This window comes from Parablautia sp. Marseille-Q6255 (genome assembly GCF_951230155.1).
Lineage (GTDB): Bacteria > Bacillota > Clostridia > Lachnospirales > Lachnospiraceae > Choladousia.
In genome coordinates this window covers 24,694-51,475 of record NZ_CATNVD010000023.1, presented here as the reverse complement: position 1 = coordinate 51,475, position 26,782 = coordinate 24,694, and the positions used below count along the sequence as shown (strand labels likewise).

The 26,782-nt window shown below is 37.9% G+C and carries 22 protein-coding genes, 1 pseudogene and 1 riboswitch; of the genes and pseudogenes, 21 read left to right on the top strand and 2 right to left on the bottom strand.

The window, feature by feature from the left end; genetic code table 11:
* Nucleotides 1-137 precede the first annotated feature (137 nt).
* A complete protein-coding gene (rfbD, locus tag QOX44_RS16490; RefSeq protein ID WP_283684782.1) occupies nt 138-1,118 on the bottom strand; it encodes a dTDP-4-dehydrorhamnose reductase in 981 nt (326 codons plus the stop codon).
* A gap of 506 nt (nt 1,119-1,624) precedes the next feature.
* Entirely contained in the window at nt 1,625-2,872 is a 1,248-nt protein-coding gene (locus QOX44_RS16485) for an IS110 family transposase (protein WP_283680954.1), read from the bottom strand.
* 766 nt (nt 2,873-3,638) lie between these two features.
* Between QOX44_RS16485 and QOX44_RS16480 the strand changes: the two genes are divergently transcribed.
* The 21 genes and pseudogenes from QOX44_RS16480 (at nt 3,639) to QOX44_RS16375 (ending at nt 26,565) form a co-directional block, all read left to right on the top strand.
* On the top strand, nt 3,639-4,034 hold the full coding sequence (locus tag QOX44_RS16480; protein WP_283684781.1) for a hypothetical protein: 396 nt from the start codon (nt 3,639-3,641) through the stop codon (nt 4,032-4,034).
* 32 nt (nt 4,035-4,066) lie between these two features.
* Nucleotides 4,067-4,708 (top strand): hypothetical protein, encoded by a 642-nt coding sequence (locus QOX44_RS16475; protein ID WP_283684779.1) that lies wholly within the window; start codon nt 4,067-4,069, stop codon nt 4,706-4,708.
* Between the two features lie 18 nt (nt 4,709-4,726).
* Nucleotides 4,727-5,044, top strand: coding sequence for a hypothetical protein (locus tag QOX44_RS16470; RefSeq protein WP_283684777.1), 318 nt, complete (start codon nt 4,727-4,729; stop codon nt 5,042-5,044).
* Nucleotides 5,045-5,594: 550 nt separating this feature from the next.
* Entirely contained in the window at nt 5,595-6,107 is a 513-nt protein-coding gene (locus tag QOX44_RS16465) for a helix-turn-helix domain-containing protein (RefSeq protein WP_283684775.1), read from the top strand.
* 223 nt (nt 6,108-6,330) lie between these two features.
* Nucleotides 6,331-6,866, top strand: a pseudogene (locus tag QOX44_RS16460) (YodL domain-containing protein).
* Between the two features lie 1,080 nt (nt 6,867-7,946).
* Complete coding sequence (locus QOX44_RS16450) at nt 7,947-8,609, top strand: response regulator transcription factor (RefSeq protein ID WP_283684771.1); 663 nt, start codon at nt 7,947-7,949, stop codon at nt 8,607-8,609.
* Nucleotides 8,606-9,622, top strand: a complete 1,017-nt coding sequence (locus QOX44_RS16445) for a sensor histidine kinase (RefSeq protein WP_283684769.1) — start codon at nt 8,606-8,608, stop codon at nt 9,620-9,622. Before QOX44_RS16450 ends, QOX44_RS16445 begins: the two co-directional genes overlap by 4 nt.
* A 165-nt stretch (nt 9,623-9,787) precedes the next feature.
* Entirely contained in the window at nt 9,788-10,555 is a 768-nt protein-coding gene (locus tag QOX44_RS16440; RefSeq protein ID WP_283684767.1) for an ABC transporter ATP-binding protein, read from the top strand.
* Nucleotides 10,545-12,587 carry an ABC transporter permease gene (locus QOX44_RS16435; RefSeq protein WP_283684765.1) on the top strand — a complete coding sequence of 681 codons (2,043 nt, stop codon included), beginning with the start codon at nt 10,545-10,547 and terminating at the stop codon, nt 12,585-12,587. Before QOX44_RS16440 ends, QOX44_RS16435 begins: the two co-directional genes overlap by 11 nt.
* Before the next feature lie 29 nt (nt 12,588-12,616).
* A complete protein-coding gene (locus tag QOX44_RS16430) occupies nt 12,617-13,405 on the top strand; it encodes a DUF4097 family beta strand repeat-containing protein (RefSeq protein ID WP_283684764.1) in 789 nt (262 codons plus the stop codon).
* Between the two features lie 241 nt (nt 13,406-13,646).
* Complete coding sequence (cls, locus tag QOX44_RS16425) at nt 13,647-15,221, top strand: cardiolipin synthase (protein WP_283684762.1); 1,575 nt, start codon at nt 13,647-13,649, stop codon at nt 15,219-15,221.
* A 355-nt stretch (nt 15,222-15,576) separates the two neighbouring features.
* The gene (locus QOX44_RS16420; RefSeq protein WP_283681393.1) at nt 15,577-16,698 is read left to right on the top strand and encodes an ISAs1 family transposase; all 1,122 of its coding nucleotides are present in this window, start codon (nt 15,577-15,579) and stop codon (nt 16,696-16,698) included.
* Between the two features lie 110 nt (nt 16,699-16,808).
* Nucleotides 16,809-16,989, top strand: a riboswitch (cobalamin riboswitch).
* 179 nt (nt 16,990-17,168) lie between these two features.
* On the top strand, nt 17,169-18,824 hold the full coding sequence (locus QOX44_RS16415; RefSeq protein ID WP_283684760.1) for an ABC transporter substrate-binding protein: 1,656 nt from the start codon (nt 17,169-17,171) through the stop codon (nt 18,822-18,824).
* 115 nt (nt 18,825-18,939) lie between these two features.
* Nucleotides 18,940-19,932 carry an ABC transporter permease gene (locus QOX44_RS16410; RefSeq protein WP_283684758.1) on the top strand — a complete coding sequence of 331 codons (993 nt, stop codon included), beginning with the start codon at nt 18,940-18,942 and terminating at the stop codon, nt 19,930-19,932.
* Nucleotides 19,925-20,755, top strand: a complete 831-nt coding sequence (locus QOX44_RS16405) for an ABC transporter permease (protein WP_283684756.1) — start codon at nt 19,925-19,927, stop codon at nt 20,753-20,755. Before QOX44_RS16410 ends, QOX44_RS16405 begins: the two co-directional genes overlap by 8 nt.
* Nucleotides 20,748-21,680, top strand: a complete 933-nt coding sequence (locus QOX44_RS16400; RefSeq protein ID WP_283684754.1) for an ABC transporter ATP-binding protein — start codon at nt 20,748-20,750, stop codon at nt 21,678-21,680. Before QOX44_RS16405 ends, QOX44_RS16400 begins: the two co-directional genes overlap by 8 nt.
* Nucleotides 21,664-22,344, top strand: a complete 681-nt coding sequence (locus QOX44_RS16395) for an ABC transporter ATP-binding protein (RefSeq protein WP_331488440.1) — start codon at nt 21,664-21,666, stop codon at nt 22,342-22,344. Before QOX44_RS16400 ends, QOX44_RS16395 begins: the two co-directional genes overlap by 17 nt.
* A complete protein-coding gene (locus QOX44_RS16390; protein ID WP_283684750.1) occupies nt 22,334-23,857 on the top strand; it encodes a nitrogenase component 1 in 1,524 nt (507 codons plus the stop codon). Before QOX44_RS16395 ends, QOX44_RS16390 begins: the two co-directional genes overlap by 11 nt.
* Nucleotides 23,844-25,022 carry a nitrogenase component 1 gene (locus QOX44_RS16385; RefSeq protein ID WP_283684748.1) on the top strand — a complete coding sequence of 393 codons (1,179 nt, stop codon included), beginning with the start codon at nt 23,844-23,846 and terminating at the stop codon, nt 25,020-25,022. Before QOX44_RS16390 ends, QOX44_RS16385 begins: the two co-directional genes overlap by 14 nt.
* On the top strand, nt 25,019-25,801 hold the full coding sequence (locus QOX44_RS16380) for a nitrogenase iron protein NifH (RefSeq protein ID WP_283684746.1): 783 nt from the start codon (nt 25,019-25,021) through the stop codon (nt 25,799-25,801). The genes QOX44_RS16385 and QOX44_RS16380 overlap by 4 nt, the downstream gene beginning before the upstream one ends.
* Nucleotides 25,789-26,565, top strand: a complete 777-nt coding sequence (locus tag QOX44_RS16375; protein ID WP_283684745.1) for a radical SAM protein — start codon at nt 25,789-25,791, stop codon at nt 26,563-26,565. The genes QOX44_RS16380 and QOX44_RS16375 overlap by 13 nt, the downstream gene beginning before the upstream one ends.
* The last annotated feature ends 217 nt before the right edge of the window (nt 26,566-26,782 follow it).

The following is a 26,782-nucleotide window of genomic DNA, read 5'->3' as shown; positions in this document are numbered from 1 at the left end:
TATCTATAGCCATTAACGGAAAATTAATGGAAAATATGATTAAAGTTTGTCTCAAATCTAACGAATAAATATGGAAGAAGAAAATAGAAATGAGCGCTTGATATATTCGGTATCTTTTCGTTTTATTGGATAAAAAATCAGATTTCAATTTCTTTCAGATAACGGTGAATTGCATCTGGCCAGTCTGGAAGAGGAGTAAAACCATTCTCTGTAAGTTTCCTTTTATCCAAGCGGCTGTTAAAAGGTCTTGCAGCCTTGGAGATACCATACTCTGCAGTAGTCACTGGAATAAGCTTTGTATTTTGGGGTGCATATTTTTCATATCCAAGAGCAGTTACCTGACGAAAGATTTCTTTTGTAAAATCAAACCAGCTGATATACCCAGTCTTGCAACCTTCTGGAGTATAAGCACCTTCTTTGTCGGAAAGCTCTGAATTAGTAGCATGATAGTAGCCATACTTTTCAGTCTCTGCCATATCCACTAGAAGCCTTGCCAGGTCAAAGGTATAGGTGGGAGTACCAATTTGGTCATTGACAATGCGTAGAGTGTCATGATTTTTGCCAAGATTCAACATGGTTTTGATATAATTTTTACCGTTTTTACCAAAAACCCAAGAAATGCGGATGATAAAGTACTTCTGCAACAAAGAGGATACGGCTAATTCCCCCTCCAGCTTTGTTTGACCATATACATTTAAGGGACTGTAATTTTTGCAGTCGGGATCCCAGGGAATCGTGCCCTGTCCATCAAATATATAGTCGGTGGAGATGTACAACATTTTACAGTTCAGTTTTTTGCACATCTTGGCAATGTATTTTGTACCGGTGGCATTGATATCCTGCACTTTTTTTAGCTTATCTTCAGCTAGATCCACGGCTGTCCAGGCAGAACAGTGAATCACTGCGTCTGGCAAAACTTTCTGAAAGGTTCGTTCCGCAGAAGCAGAATCTGTGATGTCCATAGCGATATAGGGCATTTGGGTTACAGCAGTACCATCAGCAATTCCACTATACAAAGGAGCAGTGGCGCTTCCAATTCCGAGATGGCCACGCTTGGCTAACTCATTCATTACGTCATGGCCCAATTGACCAGATACTCCGGTAACTAAAACTCTCATAAAACTAGTTCCTTTCTAAATGAAGATTTGTAGTTTAAAATACGATATTTATATTATAAGTTCTTTTTAATGGTATTTATATTTTGGAAAATAAGTATATTCTATATGTGATATTATGTAGGAGTTTGATGGAAAAGTAAAGGAGAAAATTGGTATTTTATAGTCGTTTTATGATAAATTGTCGTATTTCAGAAAAGATGTGTACAAGATAAGGTGACATTTGAAATAAGGGAGTCAAAAGTAGTGATTCACGTTATGTACCATGGGAACATGGAAATCAAAAAATAGACACAAGCATTTTGGGGAAAATGTTGAAGGATATGCTGATTTTTATTGTGGCGGATATATGAAATTGTTATAATATGGATATGAAGAAAGCGACAAATTAAAATGTGAGGGAAAAAGATTGAAAATGAGAAGTAGAGGGTATCCATTCCCTTAAGTACACGACAAATAAGCCATCTTTCGGTGGCTGCTTTAAAAATTGAATATTAGAAATGTTAAGGTTATGCAGTTGCTGACTTGATTTTATAACCTTGATTCCTTGCTATGATGATTGCCTGCTCTACTGTAATCTCACGGTCCGCAGGCGGTAGGTCGGATTTTTGGTAAAGTTCTGCATTATAGTTTTCCCCGTTCTTCAACATGTGGTATAATGCGGTAAGAAGCATTCTTGCTATTGCAAGGATTGCTTTCTTGTGACCGCGACGCTTTCTGATACGGAGATAACGGTTACGCATTTCAGGATGCTTAGTGCTTTTTACGACAGCGTTTGCGCACTGTACTAAAAGCGGTTTGATGTAGCATCCGGCCTTGGACACCCGGACAGATTTTTTCTTCCCTGCACTTTCATTGTTGGTTGGTGTAAGCCCAGCCCATGAGCACAAGTGTTTCGCCGAAGGAAAAGCCTCCATATTGGTACCGATTTCGGAAATGATTCCGATGGCAGTGAAAGTACTGCTGATACCAGGAGCGGTTTGAAGAATGGAAAGTTCCTGCTGATAGGGAGCGGCGAGCGCAAGAATGAGTTCTTCAAGCTCTGCTTTCCGGGATTCAAGGTTTTCATAATGAGCTTTGATTACTTTGAGTTTGCCAGCCTGTTCCGGAGTGATATAGCCATCAATGGCATTGCGAAGCTCGGGAAGTTTTTTCTTCAGGCTTCTGAAAACAAGAGGTTCAAGGTCAAAGGAAGTATTTGCGGGATTTTCCAAAAGTTTATCCAGTATCGCCTGAGCAGATTTGCCGAAGGTGTCCGAAACAACGTTTCCCAACTGGATATTGGAAACCGTGAGACAGTTCTGCAAACGATTCTTTTCGCTTGATTTGAAGCAGGTTAGTTTGAAACGGTAACGCATTAGGTCGCGAAGCTGGCGAATGTCAGCAGGTGGCATAAAGCTTCCGGCAACAAGGTCATGCTTAAACAGGTCAGCAATCCATTTGGCATCTTTTTTGTCAGTTTTCTTTCCACGGATAGCCTTAACATATTTAGGATGAGCAAGGACAATCGAACAATCCGATTCCAAGATGTTATAAACAGGGATCCAGTATTTACCGGTAGATTCCATACAGACATCCTTGCAATTGCGATCGAGTAACCACTGTAACAAAGTTTTCAGACCGCTCGTGTAGGTCGAAAACCGGCGGCTCTCGTAAGAAGTGACACCTTTATCGTTAGTAGAAGCGATACAGGCAACTACAAAAGTCTTGTGGACATCAATGCCACAGCAGATTTTGTACACGATTTTTAAAGCCATAGGGACTCCTTTCAGAACCAGAAGGTTCACTAAAGATTATAGGGAGAGACGGCATTGACTGAACGCCTAAGCCATAAACGAGAATGTTTATACAAAGATAAGATTACGTGCTTGAAATCACACTTATTTGTGCTTGAAAAGGCGGACTACACATATAAACATACGGTCATCCGGCAAGCCGGACAGCCCACTCACCTCCCCGTGATTTGTAGTATACCGAGTTCCCTATAAGAAGAATTATAAAGAAAAAATAAGCTCAGGAAAACATTTTCATAACGTTTTGTGCCTGAGCGAAGCGAAAGGAATGGATATAAATATGAGAAATAAAATAACTGTAACATTATACGGTATAGCCTCATTATTATTTTACATAACTGCTCTTATTAAGTTTTTCGATACGGGCTTTTCTTCCGGAGTAGTTTGGTTTTGCCTAGGTTCTACGTTCCTTTGGATTAGAGAGTGTGTTCGGCGTAAAAATGAAAAGTCTGATGATGAAGATACTTTCGATAAGAAATAATCTGTTAAACGGATAAATGAGAATTTGAGGTGTAAATGATGAGTAGAACAGGACGAATTATAGGGATTGTTTTATTGTTAGTATTAGGTGTAGTACTTCATTTCAGCCATCAAAATTTTTTTTGTTTTTGCATGGGTTTGGAGAACGCATAGGGTGTGGTATTATAGGTGCTTTTTTAATATTAGCTGGTGTTTTGAATTTATTTTCACATAAAAAATAAGTCGATGAATTAGTAATTTGGAGGAACTTATGATGAAAAAAATGATAATGGTGTTATGTATATGCATTTGTGCATTTACTTTAGTTTCGTGTTCTGGACAACAAACAAACGAATCATTTACTTTAGGTGTCAATGCAATAATAACGGAAATTGATAAAGAAAATAAAATTATAGCCACAAAAGATAGCGGAGAAGAAGGTGTTTTAGGGGATGGTTGCCTTATTGACTGTTCCCAAATTCCTATGATTTATTGTAATTATGATACACAAGATATTGTAGATATAACTTTTGATGATTTACAGGTTGGAGACGAAATCGTTTTGACTATTCGGAATTCGGAAATAAAAAATCTCCAAAAGAAAGATGACAATAAAGCAAAAATAGCAGTTGAACAATTACAATTAGGTACACAGAGAATTAAATAAATTTGAAGTTTCTTGCAGGGAGGAGAGGTGTGATGAAAAATAAATGGAAACGAGTACTTGTAGCAGCAATTCCACTTGCAATCATAGTTGGCGAAATCAGTTATAGTAATTACGTCAGACTTCATACTTTTAAACTTTTAGGGAACGAAAGAGTAAAAAGTGAGCAAATACGGCCTGCTTTGGGAAAAGTAAAAGTTAATAGCACCGTTGATACAAATGTTATATTTACAGACATTGAAACTGAAGAAACATATGAAATAGGTTACATTACATCAGGGGTATCAGAAGCGATTCAACTAGAATGTGGAAAATGGTATATGGTAGAAGGGGCTGGAGATCTTACAATCAGACCAGTAACTGTTCGTAGCATAGATTTATCTGGATGTGAAAATGAAAAAGGGCAAGCATATTTTAATGCAAAAGTTTTGGAAGTAAACAAAGAATATGTTGATGTTAGGTGTACAGAAACATTTAATAGTGGAATTTCTGTTGATGAGGAATTTTCTGTTGCAAAAGATGTGGTATTAGCAAACGGCGCACCTGAATTGAAGATTGATGATAATATCCGTGTTGTTTTTAATGGTGATGTAATGGAAAGTTATCCATTGCAGATAGGAACAATTTATGCAATCTATCTTTTAGATGAAAATGGAGAAGAGATTCCCAACAACTAAATTTCTAGAGGTGTCTGAATGAAAGAAAATATATTCTTTTGTGGCCTGCTGTGTATTTGGGGTATTATATATATTTGTATAGCTATATACATATGGTTTTCAAAAAAAGCAATCGCTTTCCGAGGAAGTAAGAAATTTATTGAGGTGACGGATATAAGAAAATACAATTATGCGATGTCCAAACTCTATGTTGTAACTGGCATTGTATGGATTCTGTTTGGACTTTTTTTACTTACAGGGCATTCCAAATGGATTTCGGTTGTGGGAGTTGTGATGGTAAATATTGTTTTTAGCGTAGTTGATTCGTTGGCAATCGAGAAAAAATATAAGAAATGATTTGACAATTCAGATTTGTTGATGAGTCGATCCAGAGCAAAAATCTCTTCAGAAACTAAAGGGCGCATTTCAATACTCTCCTGCACAATATGAAAAAGCAATTACAGTATGCAATGAAAACCAAAGGCTTTTTCAACAATATAGACATCATAAAATCTATGGTGGCAACATTGTCATACTTGATGTAATAGCAGCAATTATAAATGAGCAATATAAACAGGCAGAAGAATTGCTGAATACAGCAAAGAGAATGTATGATGATGTTCGATTGCAAAAATCATTTCCAAGAAATTTTTGATATATAAGAAATAAAGCAAAAAACAGGAAATCACTAACATCATAACTTAATACGGAAAATTGAACCATTGATGCAAGCTACACCACTCAAGGGATATCCGCCACAAACCTTTCTGGTAGTGTGTATTCCTAATAAAAAATTAGGTGATAGAAAAGAATTTGGTGCAATAATAACAGATGTTAATCTACGTTGCTTGTAGCAACGGCTGTTTTGATATCTAATAGTTGTATCAAAACAAAGGAGGCATAGGTTATGCTAAACGAAAATATTAGAAATTTACGAAAGGCAAAAGGACTTTCACAAGAAGAATTGGCGATAAAGCTAAATGTAGTAAGGCAAACAGTATCTAAGTGGGAAAAAGGTTTATCTGTACCCGACTCAAGTATGCTCGTTTCGTTAGCAGAAGAACTGGATACATCGGTAAGTGCCTTGCTAGGAGAAACCATACAAGAAGGATTGAATGCAGAAGATTTAAAGAATATTTCTGAAAAATTGGAAGTAATCAATCTTCAATTTGCTAAAAAAAGCGAGAGAAAAATCAAAACTATTCGTTACTCACTTATTTTAATGTGCGTAACTATTATAGTAATATTTATTGCTTTCGCAATTATGAATAGCGAATATTTGACTTGGGATTTTACTAACCCAGAATTAGCAATTGTAGGCACTCTTTTACACGGTTTTGAGTTTTTATTTGTGAGATTAGCACCATTTATTTTTATCGGTTCTGTAGTTGGTATTGTACTCACATATAAAAAACGATAAATTCATACAATTCACATAGAGCAGTTCGTCTTTTATGATTGACTGCTTTTTGAAAAAAGATACCACATAGATGTCAATGATGTCTTTTCAGATGAAGTGGAAAAAGTACAGGAATCTGACATAGCGAGAAAAGAGTCGCTCATCAGTTTCTATGTTGTAGAGCGCATGAAGTTCCCTGCCATGGGAGAGTATCATAACAATTTGACGCTTGTAGGAGAAACATATCCCGGTACGTTGTGAGAACCATGAACAGGCTTACCTAGGGCAAATGAAAAAGGGAGACACACCGGATACAATTCGGAAGCGGTTAGAAGAACATCCGTCGCAGTCTTCCGCTGGTGATTTTCTTAGTGTCAGTGATATTGCTGGTCTTAACAGCGGCGGTGAGATTGAAGCCTATTATGTGGAAAAAGAAGGCTTTATCGTGATTGTCGGATTTTTCCGCCTGGATTTCTCCAGTGCGTTAATCTCTTATAATATAATAGATTTTCATATCGAAAGGAAAGAGGGAAGCTGTTTTGCCTATGACAGTATAATGACAGACGGACGGGAGTTTTTCCTTATGGAACATATAGTTTATGGGCACAGGTGGCTAATATGGTACTGGACGCAGATGGAAAACTGGTTATGGACGATGTGATCTACGGTTTTGGCGAGGCAGTCAAACAGCAGATCCGAAAGTATCTGAAATCTACTCCTGCTGTGTCGGAACCGGAAAATGAAAAAAGCGGAGACGGAAAACTGGCAGAAAGTCTATGAAAACGGAGAATACTTGCGAAACAGCGAAATTACGGAAGAACAGAATTAAAATATGATTGACGGATGTATGAGTAAATTCCCCAGAAAGCAAAGGAAGATTGGAGGGCAACTTCCTTGATCGGCTTCATCTGAAGCAGGCAGAAATCGTCAAAAAGAGTGGAAAGTCTATGCCACAAATGGAAGTGGAAGAAGAAATAGGGCGGAGAAGAAAGTAAAAAAGAGGAAGATGTTTGCTTATGGGGCAGGCATCTTTCGCTTTTCTGACATGAAAATTCAATCCTGCAAATTCAGTTTTCTGTTATTATATGGGGTGTCTGGAATAGATATGTTTATATTTGGCTTCGATAAAAAGCAGTTTGCGCCTATTTTAACAGTTCACTATTATTTGTTTCCAGGCAGTCCCGGATTCCAAGAGTTGTGTCCCGGTGATATGATGGATACCTCTTTCGATTTTTTCTTAATACAGTGGATACTCATGCCAATGTCAATCCTAGTCTGTTTGATTTTTGTTCCATGTGATAAAACTCCTTGCTGGACTGAAATTAGTTCGATTTCTCTTTATTTATTGTCACGAAATAATACAACAGGACTAGAATAAGTCTATTTTTGAGATAATAGCGGAACTTGTAATAAAAATATTAGCAGAAATTTCCAATCGCTCTATTTGCAGACAGAGAGTTCTGGAAGTAGAATTTTTCTTGTTTTTTATATATTTTAAATAGGCTTTGCTGCCAGTCCAACATGATTAATTTGGTAAGGTTGTTTTTTGCTTTACAAAAATATTCATTTTTGGTAAATTTATTTGAAGAAAAGGACTTACATTTGAAAAACAATGAATTGTTTTACTGGGGAAACGTATGTTTTGGCATAGTATGTGGAGCGAATGATGGTTTTAAAAATTAGATTTCTGCTCTGGCAATTGATGACAGTGATAAAGGCTGTACAGCTGAGGACGTTCTGCTTCAACGAAAAAATGGCGGGATGCCTGAGTTCGTAGGGGATTTCCTTATAAACACGGTGGCATGAGATATATCAAAAATATAAATCGTGTAGTAATGAAAAAGAAACGAGGAAATGCAAATGGATATTTTAATTATAGAAGATGATGTATCAATTCGTCAGGAATTAAAACAGTTGTTGGAAAATGCATTGTACGATGTATCTACTTTGACGGAATTTACAAATTATACGGAATGCATAAAAAATATACGTCCTGATTTAATTCTTTTGGATGTGAATTTACCAAATTTGTCCGGCTTTGAGGTGTGCCAGAAAATTCGTGAGCAGTCGAATGTTCCTATTATTTTTGTGACAAGCAGAACGGATTCTATGGATGAATTGAACGGAATGTTAAAAGGTGGAGATGATTATATTACAAAACCTTTTGTTGCACCCATATTATTGGCGCATATTGCAGCTGTTTTAAAACGTACATATAAAAAGGAACAACAGGAAAAAATCACCTATAAGGGAATCGAATTGGATATGATTCGGGGACGTATTCTGTATGATGGAAAGTGTGCGGAGCTGTCAAAAAATGAATTGAAGATTATGCATTATCTGTTCACACATGCCGGTGAAATCGTATCGCGAATTGAGTTAGTAGAGAATTTGTGGGATCAGCAGATTTTTATTGATGATAATGCACTTAGCGTAAACATGACACGACTGCGCAGTAAACTGGAAACAATTGGCGTGCAGAATTTTATTGAGACAAAAAGGGGAATGGGATATAGAATATGAGCTTGAAAGAATACTTAAAAGATAAAATATTATTCCTTCTTTTCCAGTTTGTATGCATGTTTCTGCTTGTTTTGTTTTTGAGCCTGACTGGTTATCCATTAGATTTTTCTGCTGTTATTCTAATTTCTTGGATTCTCTTCTTAGGTATCTGGATGGCAGTACAGTATTATTCTCGCAGACAGTATTTTAAGAAAACAGAAAAAGTTATTGACAATTTGGATCAGCGTTATCTTCTGGGAGAGTTGATGCCGCAGTCTACTCGTTTAGAGGATCGATTATACCAAGCTTTGATTCGGAAATCAAACAAATCAGTCATTGAGCGTATCCATTTTATTGAGCAGGAACAAAAAGACTACAGGGAATATATTGAAAGCTGGGTTCATGAGATTAAAGCACCAATTACGGCAATTGCTCTGAATTGTGAAAATCATTTGGATGATAGAAGCAGATCCGTGCTAATTGAAAATCAAAAAATAGAAAATTATGTGGACATGGCGTTGTACTATGCAAGATCCGATGCTGTTTACAAGGACTATCGGATTAGCAAAACAAATCTTCAACAGGTTGCGGAGAAGGTTTTGATAAAAAATAAGCAGTATTTGATACAAAATCATATCTGCGCAGAGGTGATTTGTCCCAATTCGGCTTATACAGACGAAAAGTGGATGGAATTCATCTTGAATCAACTGATACAAAATAGTGTAAAATATCGAAAAGAGGAAGGTGCATATATCCTCATTACAACACAGGAGAAAAAGAACGGAACGCTTTTAAGTATAAAAGATGATGGGATTGGAATTTTACCGGAAGAAATCCCGTGCATTTTTGAAAAAGGATTTACCGGGACAAACGGACGGCGGATAAACCGTTCTACCGGTATGGGATTATATTTATGCAAAAAGCTTTGTGATAAGCTTGGAATTGGTATCAGAGCAGTTTCACAACCAGGATATGGTACGGAGATTATTCTGGAATTTCCGGAAAGCGTCTATCTGGCAGATTATCGAAAGTAACGTTCTGACTTCCGTATCTTTCAAAACTGTAAGATTGAGGAAAGATAATTTCATACAAAGCAGGAAGTATATCTGCTATGATAGGCATAGTACAGAAAAAGGGAGCACTTCCCAAAACTGTTGCTGTGCCTTTTCATATATCTGATAAGAAAAGAGGAGAAAGCCATGAAGGATGCAATACGGATATGCGACGTTGAAAAATATTATGGAAATGAAAATCATGTGACAAAGGCAGTGGATCGAGTAAGCTTTTCCGTAAAAACTGGGGAGTTTGTCGGTGTCATGGGACCTTCTGGTTCTGGTAAAACCACGCTTTTAAATTTACTTTCCACAATTGATCATGTAACAGCAGGGCATATCTATTATGGAGAAACAGATATTACGGAGTTGGAAGAAGAGCAACTGTCGGAATTTCGCAAAAAAAATCTGGGATTTGTATTTCAGGAATATAATCTTCTGGATACATTAACTTTAGAAGAAAACATTATGCTTGTAATGACGCTTCAGTGTAGAAGCAAAAAAGAAATTCAAACTCGCTGCAGCGAATTGCTTCATTTGCTTGGCATTGAGGAAGTAAAAGACCAGTATCCCTATCAGGTATCAGGAGGGCAAAAACAAAGATGTGCGTGTGCAAGAGCGATTGCAAATCATCCGCTGCTTTTGCTTGCAGATGAACCGACAGGGGCATTGGATTCTCAAGCAGCTCAGACATTGCTGGAAACTTTTGAGAACCTGAATCAGCAAATGCAGACTACGATTTTTATGGTAACACACGATGCATTTTCTGCAAGCTATTGTGACCGGATTTTGTTTCTAAAGGACGGAAAAATTTTTCATGAACTGTCTCGAGGAAATAAAGAACGGAGAGATTTTTTGAATGCGATACTGGATGTTTTAGCGCTTACAGGAGGTGAGTTGTCCCATGATTCGTAAACTCGCATTTCGCAATGTAAAGCGGATGACGAAAGACTATCTGGTATATTTTATAACAATGGCTGTTGTCAGTGCGCTGATGTTTTCTTTTAATACATTGCTATTTTCAAAAGAAATACAAAATCTTTTTGAAATGGCAGGAACCATGGCGATTATGACAGGACTTGCTACTTTTTTTATTGTTTTAATCGTGGCATGGCTCATTAACTATATGGTTCATTTTATACTGGAAAAAAGAAGTCGGGAATTTGGAATCTATTTACTCGCAGGGATGAAAAAAAAGGAAATAGCCGGCCTGTATCTTTTTGAAAATCTATTACTTGGAACCGGCGCTTTTTTTGTAGGTATGCTTCTGGGATTCTTTTTACAACAGATTCTTCTCTCGATTTTTTATAGTATGATTCAGATGAATTATCACTTACATCTGGAATTCAGTTGGAACTGTATTGTCATGACGGCAGCCAGCTATGGAGGCTGCTATTTACTGGCGCTTTTGCGCTGCAGAAAAAAGTTTAAAAAGATGAATATTCGTGATCTGATGGATAGCCAGAAAGAAAATGAAAGTATTTCAGCTAAAAATGAAAATAGAAAAAAGATATTCTTTCCACTGTCTGTTATTTTTATCATTTTGTTTGGCTTTTTTCTATTCTGTTATAAAGAATGGGATATCGGGATTGCTATTCTTTTTCTATTTGGACTTGTAATTACTATTTATTTGTTTTATGTAGGAATTTCTGCATGGATTTCCTGCTATGTAAGAAAAAAAGGAAACGCAGTTTATTGTGGAAATACACTGCTTCTTTTAAGACAGCTTTCCGCTAAAGTAAGAACCTTAAGCTTTACGATGGGGACTCTTACAGCTTTGTTTACTTTGGCACTTTTGGGAAGTTCAGCAGCGTTGATGTTTAATCATTTTCAAAATCAGATATTGATCAATAAATTTCCTTTTGATGTACAAGTGTACAGCAGCCAAACGGATGAAGACTTTTGCAAAGAAATAGAAGTCTTATCAAGAGAAACAAAAATAAATAGCGTATATTGTTATAATATTTATGAAAATGGAACAAATACTGTAAATACGTACCTTTATACACATTTGAAGGAATTTGGCACTAATTATCAGCGAACAGACGGAACACCAAATCAGAAAAAAATAGATCAGAACAATGCGATGGTGTATTACGATTATGATACCTATATGGCGGTTTCTGATTATAATTATCTACGGAAAATGTTAAAGCTACCGCAGATTAATTTGAAAGACAATGAATATATGTTTCATATGAAAGATCGCGTGTTCCGGCAGACAGGTGATTTTTCAGATCAAATTTGTATAGAAAATGAAGGAGAGCGTCTTCGCTGTGCCGGATATTATACAGAGTCTTTTTCGCAGGATGGGCATAATGGAAGCGATTATATCCTTGTGGTTCCTGACAGTATTGCTCAAAAGATGCGGCCATATTACAAGGAAATGGTATCGGACATAAAAGGAAAAACCCCGGTAAATCTGCAAAAAAAGTTGGACGATATTGAAACAGGAGATGAAAATATATGTTCTGGTTCAGATTCCATCGTTCTTTTTGCAGCGAAAAATCTGGTACGTGATAATTTGGTGCCAGAGGTTAAATATATGCTTTCTTCTATTATTTTTCCTTTGTTTTATATCGGACTTGTTTTTTTATGTGTTTCTCTGACAGTACTTTCCGTACAACAGTTATGTGATTCCGTAAAATATAAGTACCGATACCGTATACTTTTCCAGATAGGGTATAGCAGAAAAGAAATTGAAAAAATAATATTGCAGCAGCTTGTTTCCTATTATCTTTGTCCGGTTTTGATGGCATTTGTGATTAGTGGAATGATTTCTATTTACATGGGAGCACGTTTCAATTTTTACACAGGAGTTTATACTTCTCCTTTGCTATATTTTCTGATTTCTGCATCATTGTTTTTAGGAGTTTATGTTATTTATTTTATAATTACTTATATAGGGTTTAAACAGAATATTGAGCAGGGATACATGGCAAGATAATGGTTTGAATGATAGGAGGACTAAAATTTATGAAAAAAATGTTTCACATGTTTTTTTTAACCGGAATAACGACAGGGATGATAGTTGTTGCTGCAGCGAGCAACAGGACAAATATTACATATGCTATGGAAAGTCAAACAAATACTCAAGTGGACGATACAGAAATGAAGCAATATGTTCAAGAGAAAAAACGACTGGATTTTGAAGGGAAAAATGTAAGTGTCCATTTAAAACATATCGATCTACAGGTGACTTTTTCAGACGATGAGTATTTTTATTTGGAATACAAAATTGCGAGCAAAGCGGATACCACTCCATTAACTGTCACAGAGCAGGAAGATTTGCTCGTTTTGAAAGAGACGGAAGCCGAAAGCGCAGGGTATTACAAGCATATTTATATTGATGGAATTGGTGATATAGCAGGAGAAATGCAGGATTACACGGGAATTGTAACACTCTATGTGCCTTCTTATATGAATAGTGGAAAGTTGACTGTAAAGACGGGAGAAGGGGATGTACAGTTAAAATCTATCGTTTTAAGAGAATTGGAATTATATATGGAGGAGGGTGATTTAGAACTATCAGGCGGAACAATTGAAAACTGTAGTATCACAGCGGAAGAGGGCGATTTAGAACTGTCGGACGGAACAATTGAAAACTGCAGTATTATAGCAGAGGAAGGGGATTTAAAACTGTCAAACGAAACGATAGGAAACTGTAGTATTATAGTTGAAGAAGGCGATATCGAAGAAAAAAACGTTATAGTTTCCGGAAATATTTGCGTAGAAGCAGAGGAAGGTGACATTAATATTTACTAATACATAAGCTTTTATTTGCCAAATAAGTTATAGTTTCACTACGGACCATGTATCATGCAAGCTGTTTAACGTTTATTGGTGGGGTGTTGATAACACCCCACTGAATATTAAATTAAAATACCTACTATATCCAGCGCTTTTATTATGAAAGATTTCTTACAAAATGTATTGTAATCATATTTTCCAAGTGATAAAATTAAAAATAATTTTGTAAAAAATTAAAGAAAGGACGGAAAATATTATGAAGCAAGATTCAAAAGAAACAGGGCTATATCTTTTGAAAAAAGGTAAGCAGGGAATTTTTCGGATGATTTTCAGCCGATCTGGTCTGATTCTTGTTTTACTTACAGTACAGGTTTTATTTCTATTTAGCATATTCCATTGGTTTGAAGAATTTCTGCCTCATATTTATGGTGGAGTTGTAATTTTTACTGTTTTTATGGTGTTATATCTGTTAAACAGTTCTATGGATCCTACGGCAAAAATAACTTGGTTGGTAGTAGTTATGCTTCTTCCCGTGTTTGGAGCATTGCTGTTTCTTTATACTCAGAAAAATATCGGCCATCGTGCTCTTCGTGATCATTATGCGCAATTAAATAATGAGACTCAAAAAATACTTATGCAAGATCCAAAGGCAGAAAAAAATCTGCAAAAATCTGATTCAGGAGCTGCAGCGTTAACAAGATATGTGAGGCGTAGTGGATGCTATCCTGTGTATGAGCATATCGCTGTTACATATTTTCCTTTGGGAGAGGATAAGTTTAAAGAAATGCTGATTCAGCTGGAAAAGGCAGAGCATTTTATTTTTTTGGAATATTTTATTGTGAATGAAGGAGAGATGTGGGGGAAAATTCTGGAAATTTTGGTTCGGAAAGTGAAAGAGGGCGTTGATGTTCGCATGCTTTATGATGGTACATGCGAGCTGTCTACGTTACCTCATGACTATCCCCAAAGGCTTCGTAGACTTGGAATTCAATGTAAGATGTTTGCGCCTATTAAACCATTCGTATCTACCCACTATAATTATCGGGATCATCGTAAAATACTGGTAATTGATGGGAATGTAGCTTTTAATGGTGGAATCAATCTGGCAGATGAATATATTAATGCTTATGAAAAATATGGGCACTGGAAAGATACGGCCGTAATGGTTCAGGGAGAAGCTGCCCGCAGTTTTACCAGAATGTTTTTACATATGTGGTTTTTGGATGAGAAAGAAAAAGATTTTGAAAGTTTTTTGAACATACCGATTATACCACAGGTGGAAAATGGTTTTGTGATGCCCTATGGAGATTGCCCCCTTGATAAAGATAAAGTGGGTGAACAAGTTTATATGGATATGCTGAATCGGGCGCAAAATTACGTTCACATTATGACACCGTACCTGATTTTGGATGGAGAACTGGAGAATTCATTAAAATATGCTGCAGAGCGTGGGGTTGATGTTCGAATTATTCTTCCGGGTATTCCAGATAAGTATATTCCATTTGCACTTGCATTGACACATTATAAGTCTTTATTGAATTCTGGCGTGAAGATTTATGAATATACACCTGGTTTTGTTCATGCAAAAGTTTTTGTATGTGATGATCGCGAAGCTGTTGTTGGCACCATTAATTTGGATTATCGGAGTCTGTACCATCATTTTGAATGTGCTACATATATGTGGGGAACATCCTGTATTCCCAAAATCGTAGAGGACTTCAATTTTACTCAGAATAAATGTAGAGAAATCACAGTTGATATGATTTCGTCAGAACCCTTAAAACGTCGTGCTCTTGGTTTCATTGCGAAAGCGGCAGCTCCGCTACTGTAATTTACAAAATGGAATTGTATTACATGAAGAAGTAATATAAAGCACTAAAAAATTTTTTCTTCGTGGGTTAAATTATGTATGCAGTAATTATACCGGGAATAGGCGGTTGACTGGATGATCATAGACAAGCATTTTGTATTTTCAGATATGAAAAGTTAAGGACTTTTTAAATGTTTTGAAAAAATATCTTTTGCAGATTTTTTCATAGCGTATCTGTTTGCTTTCGCATTTATTGTTATATTGGTATTTGGATGATTTGTTATATTGGTATTTGGACAGGACAAACGCATGAGTAAATAAATTGTGAACAAATTCCCTTTTTCTGGTATGATAAAAAGAAAAAGGGGGTTTTGCTATGGATGAGCTGCTGGAATGGATGGATTATATCGAAGATAAACGACAGCAGAGGAAAGTACGGCACAAGCTGAAGGACATAATCGTGATTGTTTTGTTTGCTACACTTGCAAATGTGGATGACTGGGTTGAAATGGAGTATTTTGCCCATTATCATGAAGCATATTTGAAAAAATATATCGAATTGAAAAACGGGATTCCGTCTCATGATACACTTTGCCGTGTGTTTGGAATGCTGTCACCGGAAATCCTGCAGCAGCTTTATGGTAAATGGCAGGAATTACTGAATCAAAATGAAGGAGAAACATTGCGTAAGCTGATCTGCATTGATGGAAAAACAATGCGTTCCAATAAAAGAAAAGAAGGAAAAGCGAACCATATCATAACCGCCTGGAGTAAAGAAGATGGCTTCAGTCTTGGTCAGAAGGTGGTAAATACCAAGAGTAATGAGATTACGGCGATACCGGAATTACTGGAGAAAATCCGGATCAAAGGTCAGGTTGTGACGATTGATGCTATGGGAACGCAGACAGCCATAGCCGAAAAGATCCGTTCGAAACAGGGAGACTATGTATTGGCGTTAAAGGAAAACCAAAGGACGCTGCATGAGGATGTGAGTCTGTACCTGAATGATATGAAGATAAAAGAAGAACTGCGTAAGAAGGGGAATTATAAAAAAACAATTGAAAAAGCCCACAGCCAGTTAGAAATCCGGGAATATTACCAGACAAAAGAAACTGGATGGCTGTCTCAGAAGAAGGACTGGAAAGGGCTTAAAAGTATTGGAATGGAAGAAAAGACGATTCAAAAAGATGGCGAGGAGAAAAAAGAGTTCCGTTATTATATCAGCAGCCTAAATGAAGATATAGAGCTGTTCAGCCGTGCAGTGAGAGGTCACTGGAGTGTAGAAAGTATGCACTGGCAGCTGGATGTAACATTTAAGGAAGATGGCAACACAACGCTGGATAAGCAGGCAGCAGAAAATTTAAACATCGTAAGGAAATGGTGTTTAAGTATACTGAAAATGGTAGAAATTTTCCGCTCTAATCTGTCAATGAAAAAGAAACGGTTTGTAATCAGTATGAACCCAGCGGAGTTTTTGGAGCAGGTATTAAATTTTTAAAAACAAGATATTTTGAGAAAGAGGAAGGAAAACAATTCATGCGTTTGTCCTGGTATTTGGATGATTTTTCTTTACAGTATGAAAAAAATGTGATAAGCTTATAGTAGAATTTTATATGGAAAGTGTTAAGTGCCTGTTAATAGCAGGAGAATAGGGAATCAGGTGAAAAACCTGAGCGGTCCAGCCACTGTAATTGAGGAGTTTCTTTTAAAAACCATTGCATATTTTGTGAGAAGGGAAAAGAAATGTAGAAGCATAAGCCAGGAGACCTGCTTAACATAATTGGGTAAGTGTCTTCTGAGTAAAGTCGTTGCTCTGTTTCCAGATAGATAGGATGGTAGAAATATATCTGGAGATATTTTTTATTGACGAAAAAATCAGCACTTTGCTGATTTTTTTTTGCGAATGTAGAAAATTGTCCATCTTTCCTGAAAATTCGAAAAACATTTTTATGAAAGAGAGGATCAGAAATGAAGAAAAAATTAATGGCTCTTTTGCTGGCAGTATCTATGGTTGCAAGCCTGCCGACAGCAGCTTTAGCGAGCACAGAGAGTACGGAAACGGAAATGGCAGAGAAAACTGCAGAAAAACATGTAGAACTGCTAAAAATCGGTACCACAAGAGCCGCCGATGCCTTTAACATTATGACAGAGGAAGGGTCTTATGGAAAAATGAATTACAACTCTTTTTGTGCTGCACCGTACATTCAGAGAGGTCAAGATGGGGTGTTGGAACCGTTCATTATGACAGATTGGGAGATTGCAGATGATCAGACCAGTCTTGTAGCAACCTTTGCTACAGATCAGGGAATTACCTGGCATGACGGCGAACCTTTTACAATTGATGATGTTATATTTTCTCTGGAATATATGATAAATGTAAAGCAGTCCAGTTATATAACGGGAATGACCACTGTGGAAAAAATAGATGATAAAACTGTCAAGATAAATTTTGATGGTCCCAAAGCATTCGGGGTTCTTAATTCTATGGCAAAATTCACGTACATTTATCCTAAACATATTTGGGAAGGAATCGAAGATTACAAAGCTTATACCGGAGAAGACGCAATGATTGGTTGTGGCCCATATAAGGTTACAGACATTGATCAGGATGCGCAGGTAGTTACCTATGAAAAAGTAGCAGATACATATCTAGGTAGGGAGATTATGGTGGATAAGGTTCAGGTACGATCCTATGATAGCCATGATTCCCTAGTAATGGCACTGAAAAATGGTGAAATTGATGCCATGTATGATTATTCGAACTCTTTGGATTCCAGTATGCAGCCATCAATTACAGGGGTGGAAGGCTTGGATGCCGGTATGAGTACCAATACCGGTAATTTTCAGCTTGTGTTTGGATTTAATGTAGCACCTACAAATGATCTGGAATTCAGGAAAGCAGTTTCGAAAGCATTAGATTATGAACTTCTTGCGGCAACCATTGGAGGTGCGGATGGTGAAATCGCAGGAACTGGTATTGTATCTTCCGCAGTACAGGGATTTAATCCAGATCTTCCCAAAAATGCACAGGATGTGGAAGCTGCAAAAGCGATTTTAGACGAAGCTGGATATGCGGATACAAATGGAGACGGGCTGCGTGAAATGCCGGATGGAAGTGAAATGGATGTTTTGGTAACGCCACAGTATAATTCTACCAGATCTGCACTTTATGCACGAATTGCAGAGATCCTTATCCAGAATTTGGCAGATGTGGGAGTAAAGGCATCTCTCGATGAAGAAAGTGTAAGAAATTCTGATTATTGTACAGAGTTCCGTAAATCTGGTCAGTATGAACTTTACATTGGATATACTTCACCGGGAGTTGCAACGTTTGACTCTGCTTTTATGTATATGACACCTAATCCGGCAAATCCATGGGGAACCTGTAATATTACAGAATTTAATGAGAAATATGATGCGTTGGTTTCTTCAGGAAGCCAGGAAGAATACAATGCTATTCTTCAGGAATTGCAGGTAATGGCAGCGGATAATGTGATTGGTATTGGCCTCTGCTGGGATAAAGCATATTTTCCATATCGCACGGATAAAATCGGAGGATGGATAAATTTCACTGGTTTTGGCGCAATTAATGCAGAAACCTGGTATTCTCTGTATACAAAATAATGTAAGATTTTGCTGCCGCAAAATATGGACTTCTATGACCTTTGTGACTGTTACTACAGGGAGAGAAATAGAAGGTTCCTTTTGCGGCAGTTTTTTTGAAAGGATACAGTCAGTTATGAAAAGAGGAATGATATTTCAGCATTTGCTTACAGGGATTTTTACATTGATCTGTATTATCACGATTAATTTTCTTTTGATTCGTTTTATGCCGGGAGATCCGGTGATGCATATCATCGGAGAAGATGAATATTTGAGATTGGAAACTTTAAACCCAAAAGTTCTGGAAGAAGTGCGTGCGGAATATGGCTTGGATAAACCAATTCTATCTCAGTACATAACATATCTGAAGAAAACTGTACAATTTGATTTCGGAAATTCCTATCGGACAAAAACGCCGGTACTGGAAACGGTATTATTTCGGATGCGTTGGACGCTACTTTTAGCAGTGCCGTCAATTTTACTTTCTGCTCTGATTGGAGGCAGTTTAGGTGCAACAGCAGGGTATTATTCAGGGAAAAAGCTGGATACGGTTCTTTCTCCGGTACTAATGGTGTTGTCATCTATACCAACCAATTGTCTGGCAATTCTTTGTCTTTTGATTTTTGCATTTCGGCTTAAGTGGTTCCCACTGGGCGGAATTACCAGCGGCGGTCTTTCGGGGATTGCGAAAGGACTGGATATTGTCTGGCATATGCTGCTCCCAATGACGGTTATGGTTTTGTTTCGGAGTGCCTCCGATTATATGCTGATGAAAAGTACAGTAGAGGGAATACGCAAAGAGGAATATATTACCGTTGCTCAGGGAAAGGGAATTTCAGACAGAAAAATAGTATTTCATCATGTTATTAAAAATGCACTTTGCCCTTTTATTACTTCGTTATGCATGCAGTTTGGCAATATTTTAGCAGGCTCTATGATGGTGGAAATTGTGTTTTCATGGAAAGGAATGGGAACATTGATTTATGATTCTGTTAACACGAAAGATTTCCCAATGCTTCAGACCTGCTTTTTATTTATCGGTATCTGCATTATCGTGTTTAATTTTCTGGCAGATGTATTAAATATTGTTATTGACCCCAGACTGAGAAAGGAAAAGATAAATGAATAGACAAGTAAAAGCAGGAATGACTATTCTGGCAGTTATTTTATTTGTAGCAGTTTTTGCCCCGGTGCTTTCTCCGCATGATCCGTATGAACTGGGAATTCCTTATCAGATACCATCTTCAGAACATATTCTGGGCACAAATGATGTTGGTCAGGACATTTTAAGTGAATTGTTTTATGGAGCCAGAGTTTCGTTGACCATTGGCATTGTGTCAGCTTTAGTAGTAACTGTTATTGGAACTACTCTTGGAATATTGGCCGGATATTATGGGGGCAAGGTGGATCGAATAATCAGTCAACTGACAAATGTGGCAATGGCGTTACCGTCTCTACCGCTCACTATTGTTTTAGTGGCATTTATGGAAGCGAATCTTCGAAATCTCATTATTGCAATTTGTATTACCTCATGGACATCTACGGTGAGAATTGTTCGAAGCAGAGTAATGCAGATCCGTGAACTTCCTTTTGTGAAGCTGGAAACTACTATGGGGGCATCTTCTGTTTATATTATGATACGCCATATTTTGCCGAATCTCGGAGAGATTGTATTTGTAAGAGCAGTAATGGAAGTGGCAAATGCAATGCTTACGGAAGCAAGTTTAAGTTTTTTGGGACTTGGAGTTTTAGGGCAAAAAAGTTGGGGAAGTATTCTTCACTATGCATTTTATCGGAATGGAATCATCAATGGCTATTACTGGTGGTATTTGCCGCCGATTTTTTGTATTTCTTTTTCTGTACTTGGCTTTATGCTTTTGGGATATTATGGAAAGAAAGATATAAAAAAGAAACATAAGAAGAACAGAAAGGAGAAAATATCGTATGCTTGATATTGAAGATGTAAGTATTTCCTTTGGTGAAGAACAGGCGGCAGTTTCAGAAGTTTCTATGCACATTCAAGAGAAGGAGAAGATGGTTATTATCGGAGAAACAGGAAGCGGAAAAAGTGTGCTTTTGTTAGGAATTTTAAAGCTTCTCCCAGATAGTGCAGATGTGAAAGGACATATCCGCTTTCAGGGGGAATCGCTGCTTGATAAAAAGAAAAAGGAGATGCAGAAGGTCAGGGGAACACAGATTTCATATATTCCGCAGGGAAGTGGAAATGGATTAAATCCTCTTTATCCAGTAGGAAAACAAATAATAGAATCTATTCGAAGGAAAGATAAAACAATTGGAAAACAGGATGCAAAAGCACGAATGCTCCGCCTTTTAAGTGAATTCGGTTTTAATGATGTTAGGAAAATAGCTGAAAGTTATCCGTTTATGTTAAGCGGAGGCATGCGCCAAAGGGCTTTAATTGCAATGGGAATAGCTGCCGATGCTTCGCTTGTTTTGGCAGATGAGCCTACAAAGGGACTTGATACGGAACGTATTGCGATGGTAATTGATGCTTTTTCCAAATTACAGGATAAAACGCTTTTATGTGTGACGCATGATCTTCGCTTTGCCAAAGCAGTAGCGTCAAGAATTACCGTTATGTATGCTTCTGAACAGATGGAAAGTTGTGAAAAAGAAGAATTTTTTGAACATCCGCTTCACCCATATTCACAGGCAATGTTAAAGGCATTGCCGGAGAATGGTCTTTTCGCTAATATGGGATTTGCGCCGCCAAAAAGCGGAGAAATTCTGAGAAAAGGTTGTCACTTTAAGGAACGCTGTCCATATTATCGGGAAAAATGCAGTCAGGAAAAACCGCCCTTTGTGACCATGGGCAACAGAAAGGTAAGGTGCTGGAAATATGCTGATGAGGCTTGAAAATATAGAAAAAACTTACCGGAATCAAAAACATCCTGTAATTCAGAATGTAAATCTTATCGTGGAAAAAGGAAAAACCACCGGAATTTTGGGAAAGAGTGGCAGCGGAAAATCTACCATTGGACAGATTATGGCCGGTATTTTAAAACCGTCAGAAGGAACGGTATTTTTTCAGGATCAGGCTCTTTCGTATCCGTTTCCCAAGGAAGTAAGACAGAAAATTCAGATTTTGTTCCAGCATCCAGAAATTTCTTTTAATCCAAGAATGAGTTTGTTAGAAAGTATGAAAGAGCCGTATCGATTCCGAAAAACCCTTTTTTCCATGGAAATATTATTAGAAGAACTGGAAAAATTTGGAATCTATGAAGAACATTTAAAACGAGATCCTTCTTCCTTAAGCGGAGGGGAACTTCAAAGATTGGCTTTAGCCAGAATCATGCTGATGCAGCCAGAGTTTTTGGTTTTAGATGAGCCGACTAGCATGTTGGATGTCATTTCACAGGCACAGGTAATCTTACTTCTGGAAAAATTACAAAGGGAAAGAAATTTGGGATATTTGTTTATCTCACATGATTATGAGCTTTGCCGCCATTTTTGTCATAGAATTTATTATCTGAAAGACGGCCGCCTGAAAGAAGGAGGAGAGGAATGCAATGATGAATGAAAGGGCTGATCAACTGTCTGTTTTAATGTATCCGTCTATGTTGCTGCATGAATATGGTGTAAATGGTAAAATTTCGGGAAGTATTGGGGCGATTGGAGAGATGGGAGGTGTGCTGCCGGTTCTGCACAGTCCGAAAGGGTGTGGCTTCCATTACAGACAGTCGGCAAGACGGCGGCATCAGCCTTTCTATAATGTGATTTGTTCAGAACTTACCGAGAAAGAGATTATTCTGGGAGGAGAAGAGAAACTTTACCAGACTGCTAAAAAAGCATATGAACAATATCAGCCGGAATTGTTAATGCTGATCCCGTCTCCTGTTAGCGATGTGTTAAATGAGGATCTTTCTGCGGTAGCGAAAAGACTGGAAAAAGAAGGGATACCGGCAGCGGTAATTCGTTCGGAATTATTTTCACATCGGGATAAGGAGTATAGCAGAAAACGATTAAGGGAACTTGCGTCTCAGAAAATTACCGGGAATCAGAAACTGGAAACAGAATTAAAAGGCTGCGGATTTACGGAGGCGCTTTATGCGTTAGTGGAGCAGGTTATGGAACCTACAGAACAACAGACAAAGAGCATTAATATTGAAACGGTCGGCTGGGGAAGCGAAGGCGCTGCTGTACTTCATGAAATCGGAGCTTTTTTGGAAAAAGCAGGGGTGACTGTTAATTGCTGGATCCCAAGCGATTCTCTGGAAAAAATAAAAAAGGCGCCTATGGCACAGTTGAATGTAGTACGGCGAATCCGGTGGGCAAAGAGAATGAAAGAAAAATTTGGAACAGAATATCTTCATCTCGGTACACCTGGGAGGTACGAGGGACTGGAAGGAATCTGTAATTTTTATCAGGATATCGGGGATGCACTTTCGATTGAAAAAAAGATGAAGGTATTGGTAGAAGAAGAAAAAGAATATACGTTGAAGAAAATAGAGAAAGAACGGCGGGTACTGGGAAATGTAAAAACGGTGTTAGTTACCAGAAATCTTCAAAATGCTCCCTATCTTTTGAAGCGGTATGCCATGGATTACGGGATGCAGGTGAAAGCAGTAGTTGTACGTTTAACAGAAACATCCAGACAGGATATGAAACTTACAGAAGAACTGGAAAGAAAACTAAGAATCCGTTTTGAAGAAGCAGCAAGGATTTATGCGCCAGAATGTAGACTGTTTGTAAATCCGTCAAAAGAAATGCAAATGGAAGTTTACAGGGAAGCAGATATTTTAGCAGGAACAGGGGATTTTCGTCTGGAGGGGCAGGGACTTCCTGTGATACCTGCAAAAAAAGAACTGCTGTCTCTTTCTTTTGAATCCTACGAAAGAAGCGTGAGAAGGTTATGCTATCTGGTAGAGAATAGTCGAGAAAAAAGAGAATTATTACTTAATAAAATGCAATTTTCGGATGAATTTTTTCCCATGCTTCAATCGAAACATAGTTTAAACGGACGTATTATGTGGTCCAGAATGTGGTTGGAACGGGAAAAATGGAAGAAAGGAAGGGAAAATGAAAACATGTGAAAGCTGTAAATTGTTTGGGGCATATGAGGCTTTGGCAGGGATAAAAAACAGTGTATTACTGCTGCATTCTGTCACTGGCTGTAATTTTGGAACTCTGACAATGGGCATTAGTAAACATATGGATCAAATTTCTCAATGTTGTACGGTTATCAATGAAAATGATGTCATTCTGGGTGGGGAAACTTCGGTGGAGGCGGCTCTTCAATCTGTATGGGATTTGTATCATCCGGAAGCGGTTTTTGTAGTGTCTGGCTGTATCAGCAGCATGGTGGGAGATGATGTGGGAAGTGCTGTTTTGAGAGTAGCGCTTCCATGCCCTGTAATCTGCATTGACGCCCCTGGCTTTGCAGGGGGAATGAAGGATGGATATGAGGTGGCTTGTAGGGAGCTTATCGCATTAATGGAAAATCCGTTGCCTCTCAAAAAGGAAATCCCAGAAGTAAATATTTTGGGATTAGGAGCAGGAGATGTACGGCTGAGAGAAGATCTGAAAGCAATTCAGAAACTGCTGGATGGAAGCGTTTCTGTTTCTATGTGTATTTCAGCATGTAGTGTTGAAGAAATAAAAAGGGCATCTTACGCGGATTTAAACCTGGTTTTTGGAAGGGGAATTACCCTGGCCAAAAAAATGAAAGAAAACTTTGGAATTCCTTATGTTGAACTTGCGTATCCTTATGGAATAACAGGCGAAAAAAATTTGGAAGATGTTTTAGAAGTGTTGGGCAAATTTCCGGGAAAAGCGGACAGACAGCAGCAGGCAATAGAGCAACTGAAGACTATTTATGCTTATTTACAGGCACTTTATGGAAGCAGTGCTGCTATTATCGGGGAACGTGCCAGGGCAAATGGAATGAAACGTTTTTTAGAAGAAGAACTTGGAATAGACGTAGTTTGTTTTGGAGTGAGAGAAGAACTTACAGATTTAGAGGATTTCTATGAAAGTATTCGGAAGCAGGAAGTGGCTATGCTGTTTGGATCTTCTTTTGAATTGCAGATTGCCAGAGAATTGGAAATCCCTCTGATTCGTTTTGATTATCCTGTTTTTGACAGAGTTTCTATTACATATCGCCCTTATGTATGTGCAGAAGGAGTGCCGTATCTAATCGAAGATATATTAAATGAAATAATGGCAGAAAAAAGAAAAGAAGGAGCACTTTATCAATGAAACGTTTATGCATTTATGGAAAAGGTGGAATTGGGAAATCGACCGTAGCGGCAAATCTGGCAGCTGCATTTGCTGACAGTGGAAAAAGGACAGCAGTAGTAGGATGTGATCCAAAAGCGGATTCTACCAGAAATCTGATGGGGAGAAAGATTCCCACTGTAATTAGTCGGTTAGGAGATGAAAACTCAGAAATTGCGTTTCATGGATATGGCGGAATCACCTGCGTGGAAGCCGGAGGTCCGGAGCCAGGTACTGGTTGTGCCGGACGTGGAATTATTGCTGCGCTGGATAAAATCAGAAAAAAAGATTTGTTTTTACAACATGATGTAGTAATTTATGATGTTTTGGGTGATGTAGTATGCGGAGGATTCAGTATGCCGCTTCGGGAGAATGTGGCAGAAGAAGTTTATTTAGTGACAACCTCAGAATTTATGTCACTTTATGCGGCTAATAACATCTGCCGGGGAATTCGAAAATATGCTTCAATGGGATCGGTAAGACTGGCAGGAATTATTTATAATGAACGAAGCAGTCTTTCCAGACCGGAGATTGTAGAACAATTTGCAAAAAAGCTGGGAAGTCAGGTCATAGGACGGATTCCTTTAAGTACGGAAATTAGTCTGGCGGAGGCAGAGAAAAAGACTGTTGTAGAATGTTATCCGGAAAGTGTAGCTGCGGATAATTTTAGAAAACTTGCAGAGAAAATTTGGGTGCATGAGAGAAAGTGTATCCCGACACCGCTTGCGGAAGAGAAATTGGAGGAATTATGCCGAATGTAGAGAAACATCCATGTTTTGAAAAGCAATCTACGAGACGTTATGCCAGAATACATCTTCCGGTAGCACCGAATTGTAATATCAAATGTCGTTACTGTGACAGGAAATTTGATTGTGCGAATGAATCAAGGCCTGGTGTGACATCGAAAGTTTTGACACCGCAGGAGGCCTTGAAAAGAATCGAATGGGAAAAAGAAAAATGCCCGAGTCTTACCGTGGCGGGGATTGCAGGTCCGGGGGAACCACTTTATAATCAGGAGACATTTGAAACGTTTCTAAGAATTCGCGAAAAGTTTCCGGAAATGATTCTTTGTGTCAGTACGAATGGACTTTTGTTGGAGGAAAAACTGGAAGAACTTTTGATTTGCGGAGTAAGAACGTTAACAGTGACTATGAATACAGTTACAAAGGAAATCCTTCCTTTGATTTACGCAAATATGGGAGGTGTCTGTCCGGAAGAATTTTTGAAAAGGCAGAAGAACGGAATTCAGAAAGCGGTCGAAGCAGGTTTGGCAGTTAAAATTAATATGGTCTTAATTCCCGATATGAATGAGTGTGAGGTGGAAAAAGTGGCAATTTTTGCGAAAGAAGTAGGAGCGGTACGTATGAATCTGATGCCGTTGATTCCACAGGCAGAATTGCAAATGAAACCACGTATAGATCAAAATATATTAAACAGTTATCGTAAAAAAGCATCTGCATATCTTCCACAAATGTATCATTGCTGTCAATGCCGTGCAGATGCATGCGGCTTTTTAAAAATGTAGATTTGCTTTATGAAACTGACAGCAACTCTGGGAGAGGAGTGGGAAGCCAACCAAAAGCGCCTGCTCGGTGCTATGCAGCCATTGAAGAACTGGACGAAGCGGCTTATCAGCAAAATTTAGAGATTACAGCATAATCATTTCGCCTCATCTCTCAATCAGCGAGGGATGAGGCTTTTCTATTTGTAAAATTGCGATAGATATATTTACGATTTGTTTG

Bases quoted from the DNA above. Each gene is read 5' to 3' on its own strand.
- QOX44_RS16450 (WP_283684771.1), top strand. From the start codon at position 7,947: ATGGATATTTTAATTATAGAAGATGATGTATCAATTCGTCAGGAATTA.
- rfbD (WP_283684782.1), bottom strand. From the start codon at position 1,118: ATGAGAGTTTTAGTTACCGGAGTATCTGGTCAATTGGGCCATGACGTA.
- QOX44_RS16435 (WP_283684765.1), top strand. From the start codon at position 10,545: ATGATTCGTAAACTCGCATTTCGCAATGTAAAGCGGATGACGAAAGAC.
- QOX44_RS16390 (WP_283684750.1), top strand. From the start codon at position 22,334: ATGATGAATGAAAGGGCTGATCAACTGTCTGTTTTAATGTATCCGTCT.
- cls (WP_283684762.1), top strand. From the start codon at position 13,647: ATGAAGCAAGATTCAAAAGAAACAGGGCTATATCTTTTGAAAAAAGGT.
- QOX44_RS16395 (WP_331488440.1), top strand. From the start codon at position 21,664: ATGCTGATGAGGCTTGAAAATATAGAAAAAACTTACCGGAATCAAAAA.
- QOX44_RS16470 (WP_283684777.1), top strand. From the start codon at position 4,727: ATGAAAGAAAATATATTCTTTTGTGGCCTGCTGTGTATTTGGGGTATT.
- QOX44_RS16375 (WP_283684745.1), top strand. From the start codon at position 25,789: ATGCCGAATGTAGAGAAACATCCATGTTTTGAAAAGCAATCTACGAGA.
- QOX44_RS16430 (WP_283684764.1), top strand. From the start codon at position 12,617: ATGAAAAAAATGTTTCACATGTTTTTTTTAACCGGAATAACGACAGGG.
- QOX44_RS16400 (WP_283684754.1), top strand. From the start codon at position 20,748: ATGCTTGATATTGAAGATGTAAGTATTTCCTTTGGTGAAGAACAGGCG.
- QOX44_RS16420 (WP_283681393.1), top strand. From the start codon at position 15,577: ATGGATGAGCTGCTGGAATGGATGGATTATATCGAAGATAAACGACAG.
- QOX44_RS16475 (WP_283684779.1), top strand. From the start codon at position 4,067: ATGAAAAATAAATGGAAACGAGTACTTGTAGCAGCAATTCCACTTGCA.
- QOX44_RS16440 (WP_283684767.1), top strand. From the start codon at position 9,788: ATGAAGGATGCAATACGGATATGCGACGTTGAAAAATATTATGGAAAT.
- QOX44_RS16385 (WP_283684748.1), top strand. From the start codon at position 23,844: ATGAAAACATGTGAAAGCTGTAAATTGTTTGGGGCATATGAGGCTTTG.
- QOX44_RS16380 (WP_283684746.1), top strand. From the start codon at position 25,019: ATGAAACGTTTATGCATTTATGGAAAAGGTGGAATTGGGAAATCGACC.
- QOX44_RS16485 (WP_283680954.1), bottom strand. From the start codon at position 2,872: ATGGCTTTAAAAATCGTGTACAAAATCTGCTGTGGCATTGATGTCCAC.
- QOX44_RS16445 (WP_283684769.1), top strand. From the start codon at position 8,606: ATGAGCTTGAAAGAATACTTAAAAGATAAAATATTATTCCTTCTTTTC.
- QOX44_RS16415 (WP_283684760.1), top strand. From the start codon at position 17,169: ATGAAGAAAAAATTAATGGCTCTTTTGCTGGCAGTATCTATGGTTGCA.
- QOX44_RS16465 (WP_283684775.1), top strand. From the start codon at position 5,595: ATGCTAAACGAAAATATTAGAAATTTACGAAAGGCAAAAGGACTTTCA.
- QOX44_RS16410 (WP_283684758.1), top strand. From the start codon at position 18,940: ATGAAAAGAGGAATGATATTTCAGCATTTGCTTACAGGGATTTTTACA.
- QOX44_RS16405 (WP_283684756.1), top strand. From the start codon at position 19,925: ATGAATAGACAAGTAAAAGCAGGAATGACTATTCTGGCAGTTATTTTA.
- QOX44_RS16480 (WP_283684781.1), top strand. From the start codon at position 3,639: ATGATGAAAAAAATGATAATGGTGTTATGTATATGCATTTGTGCATTT.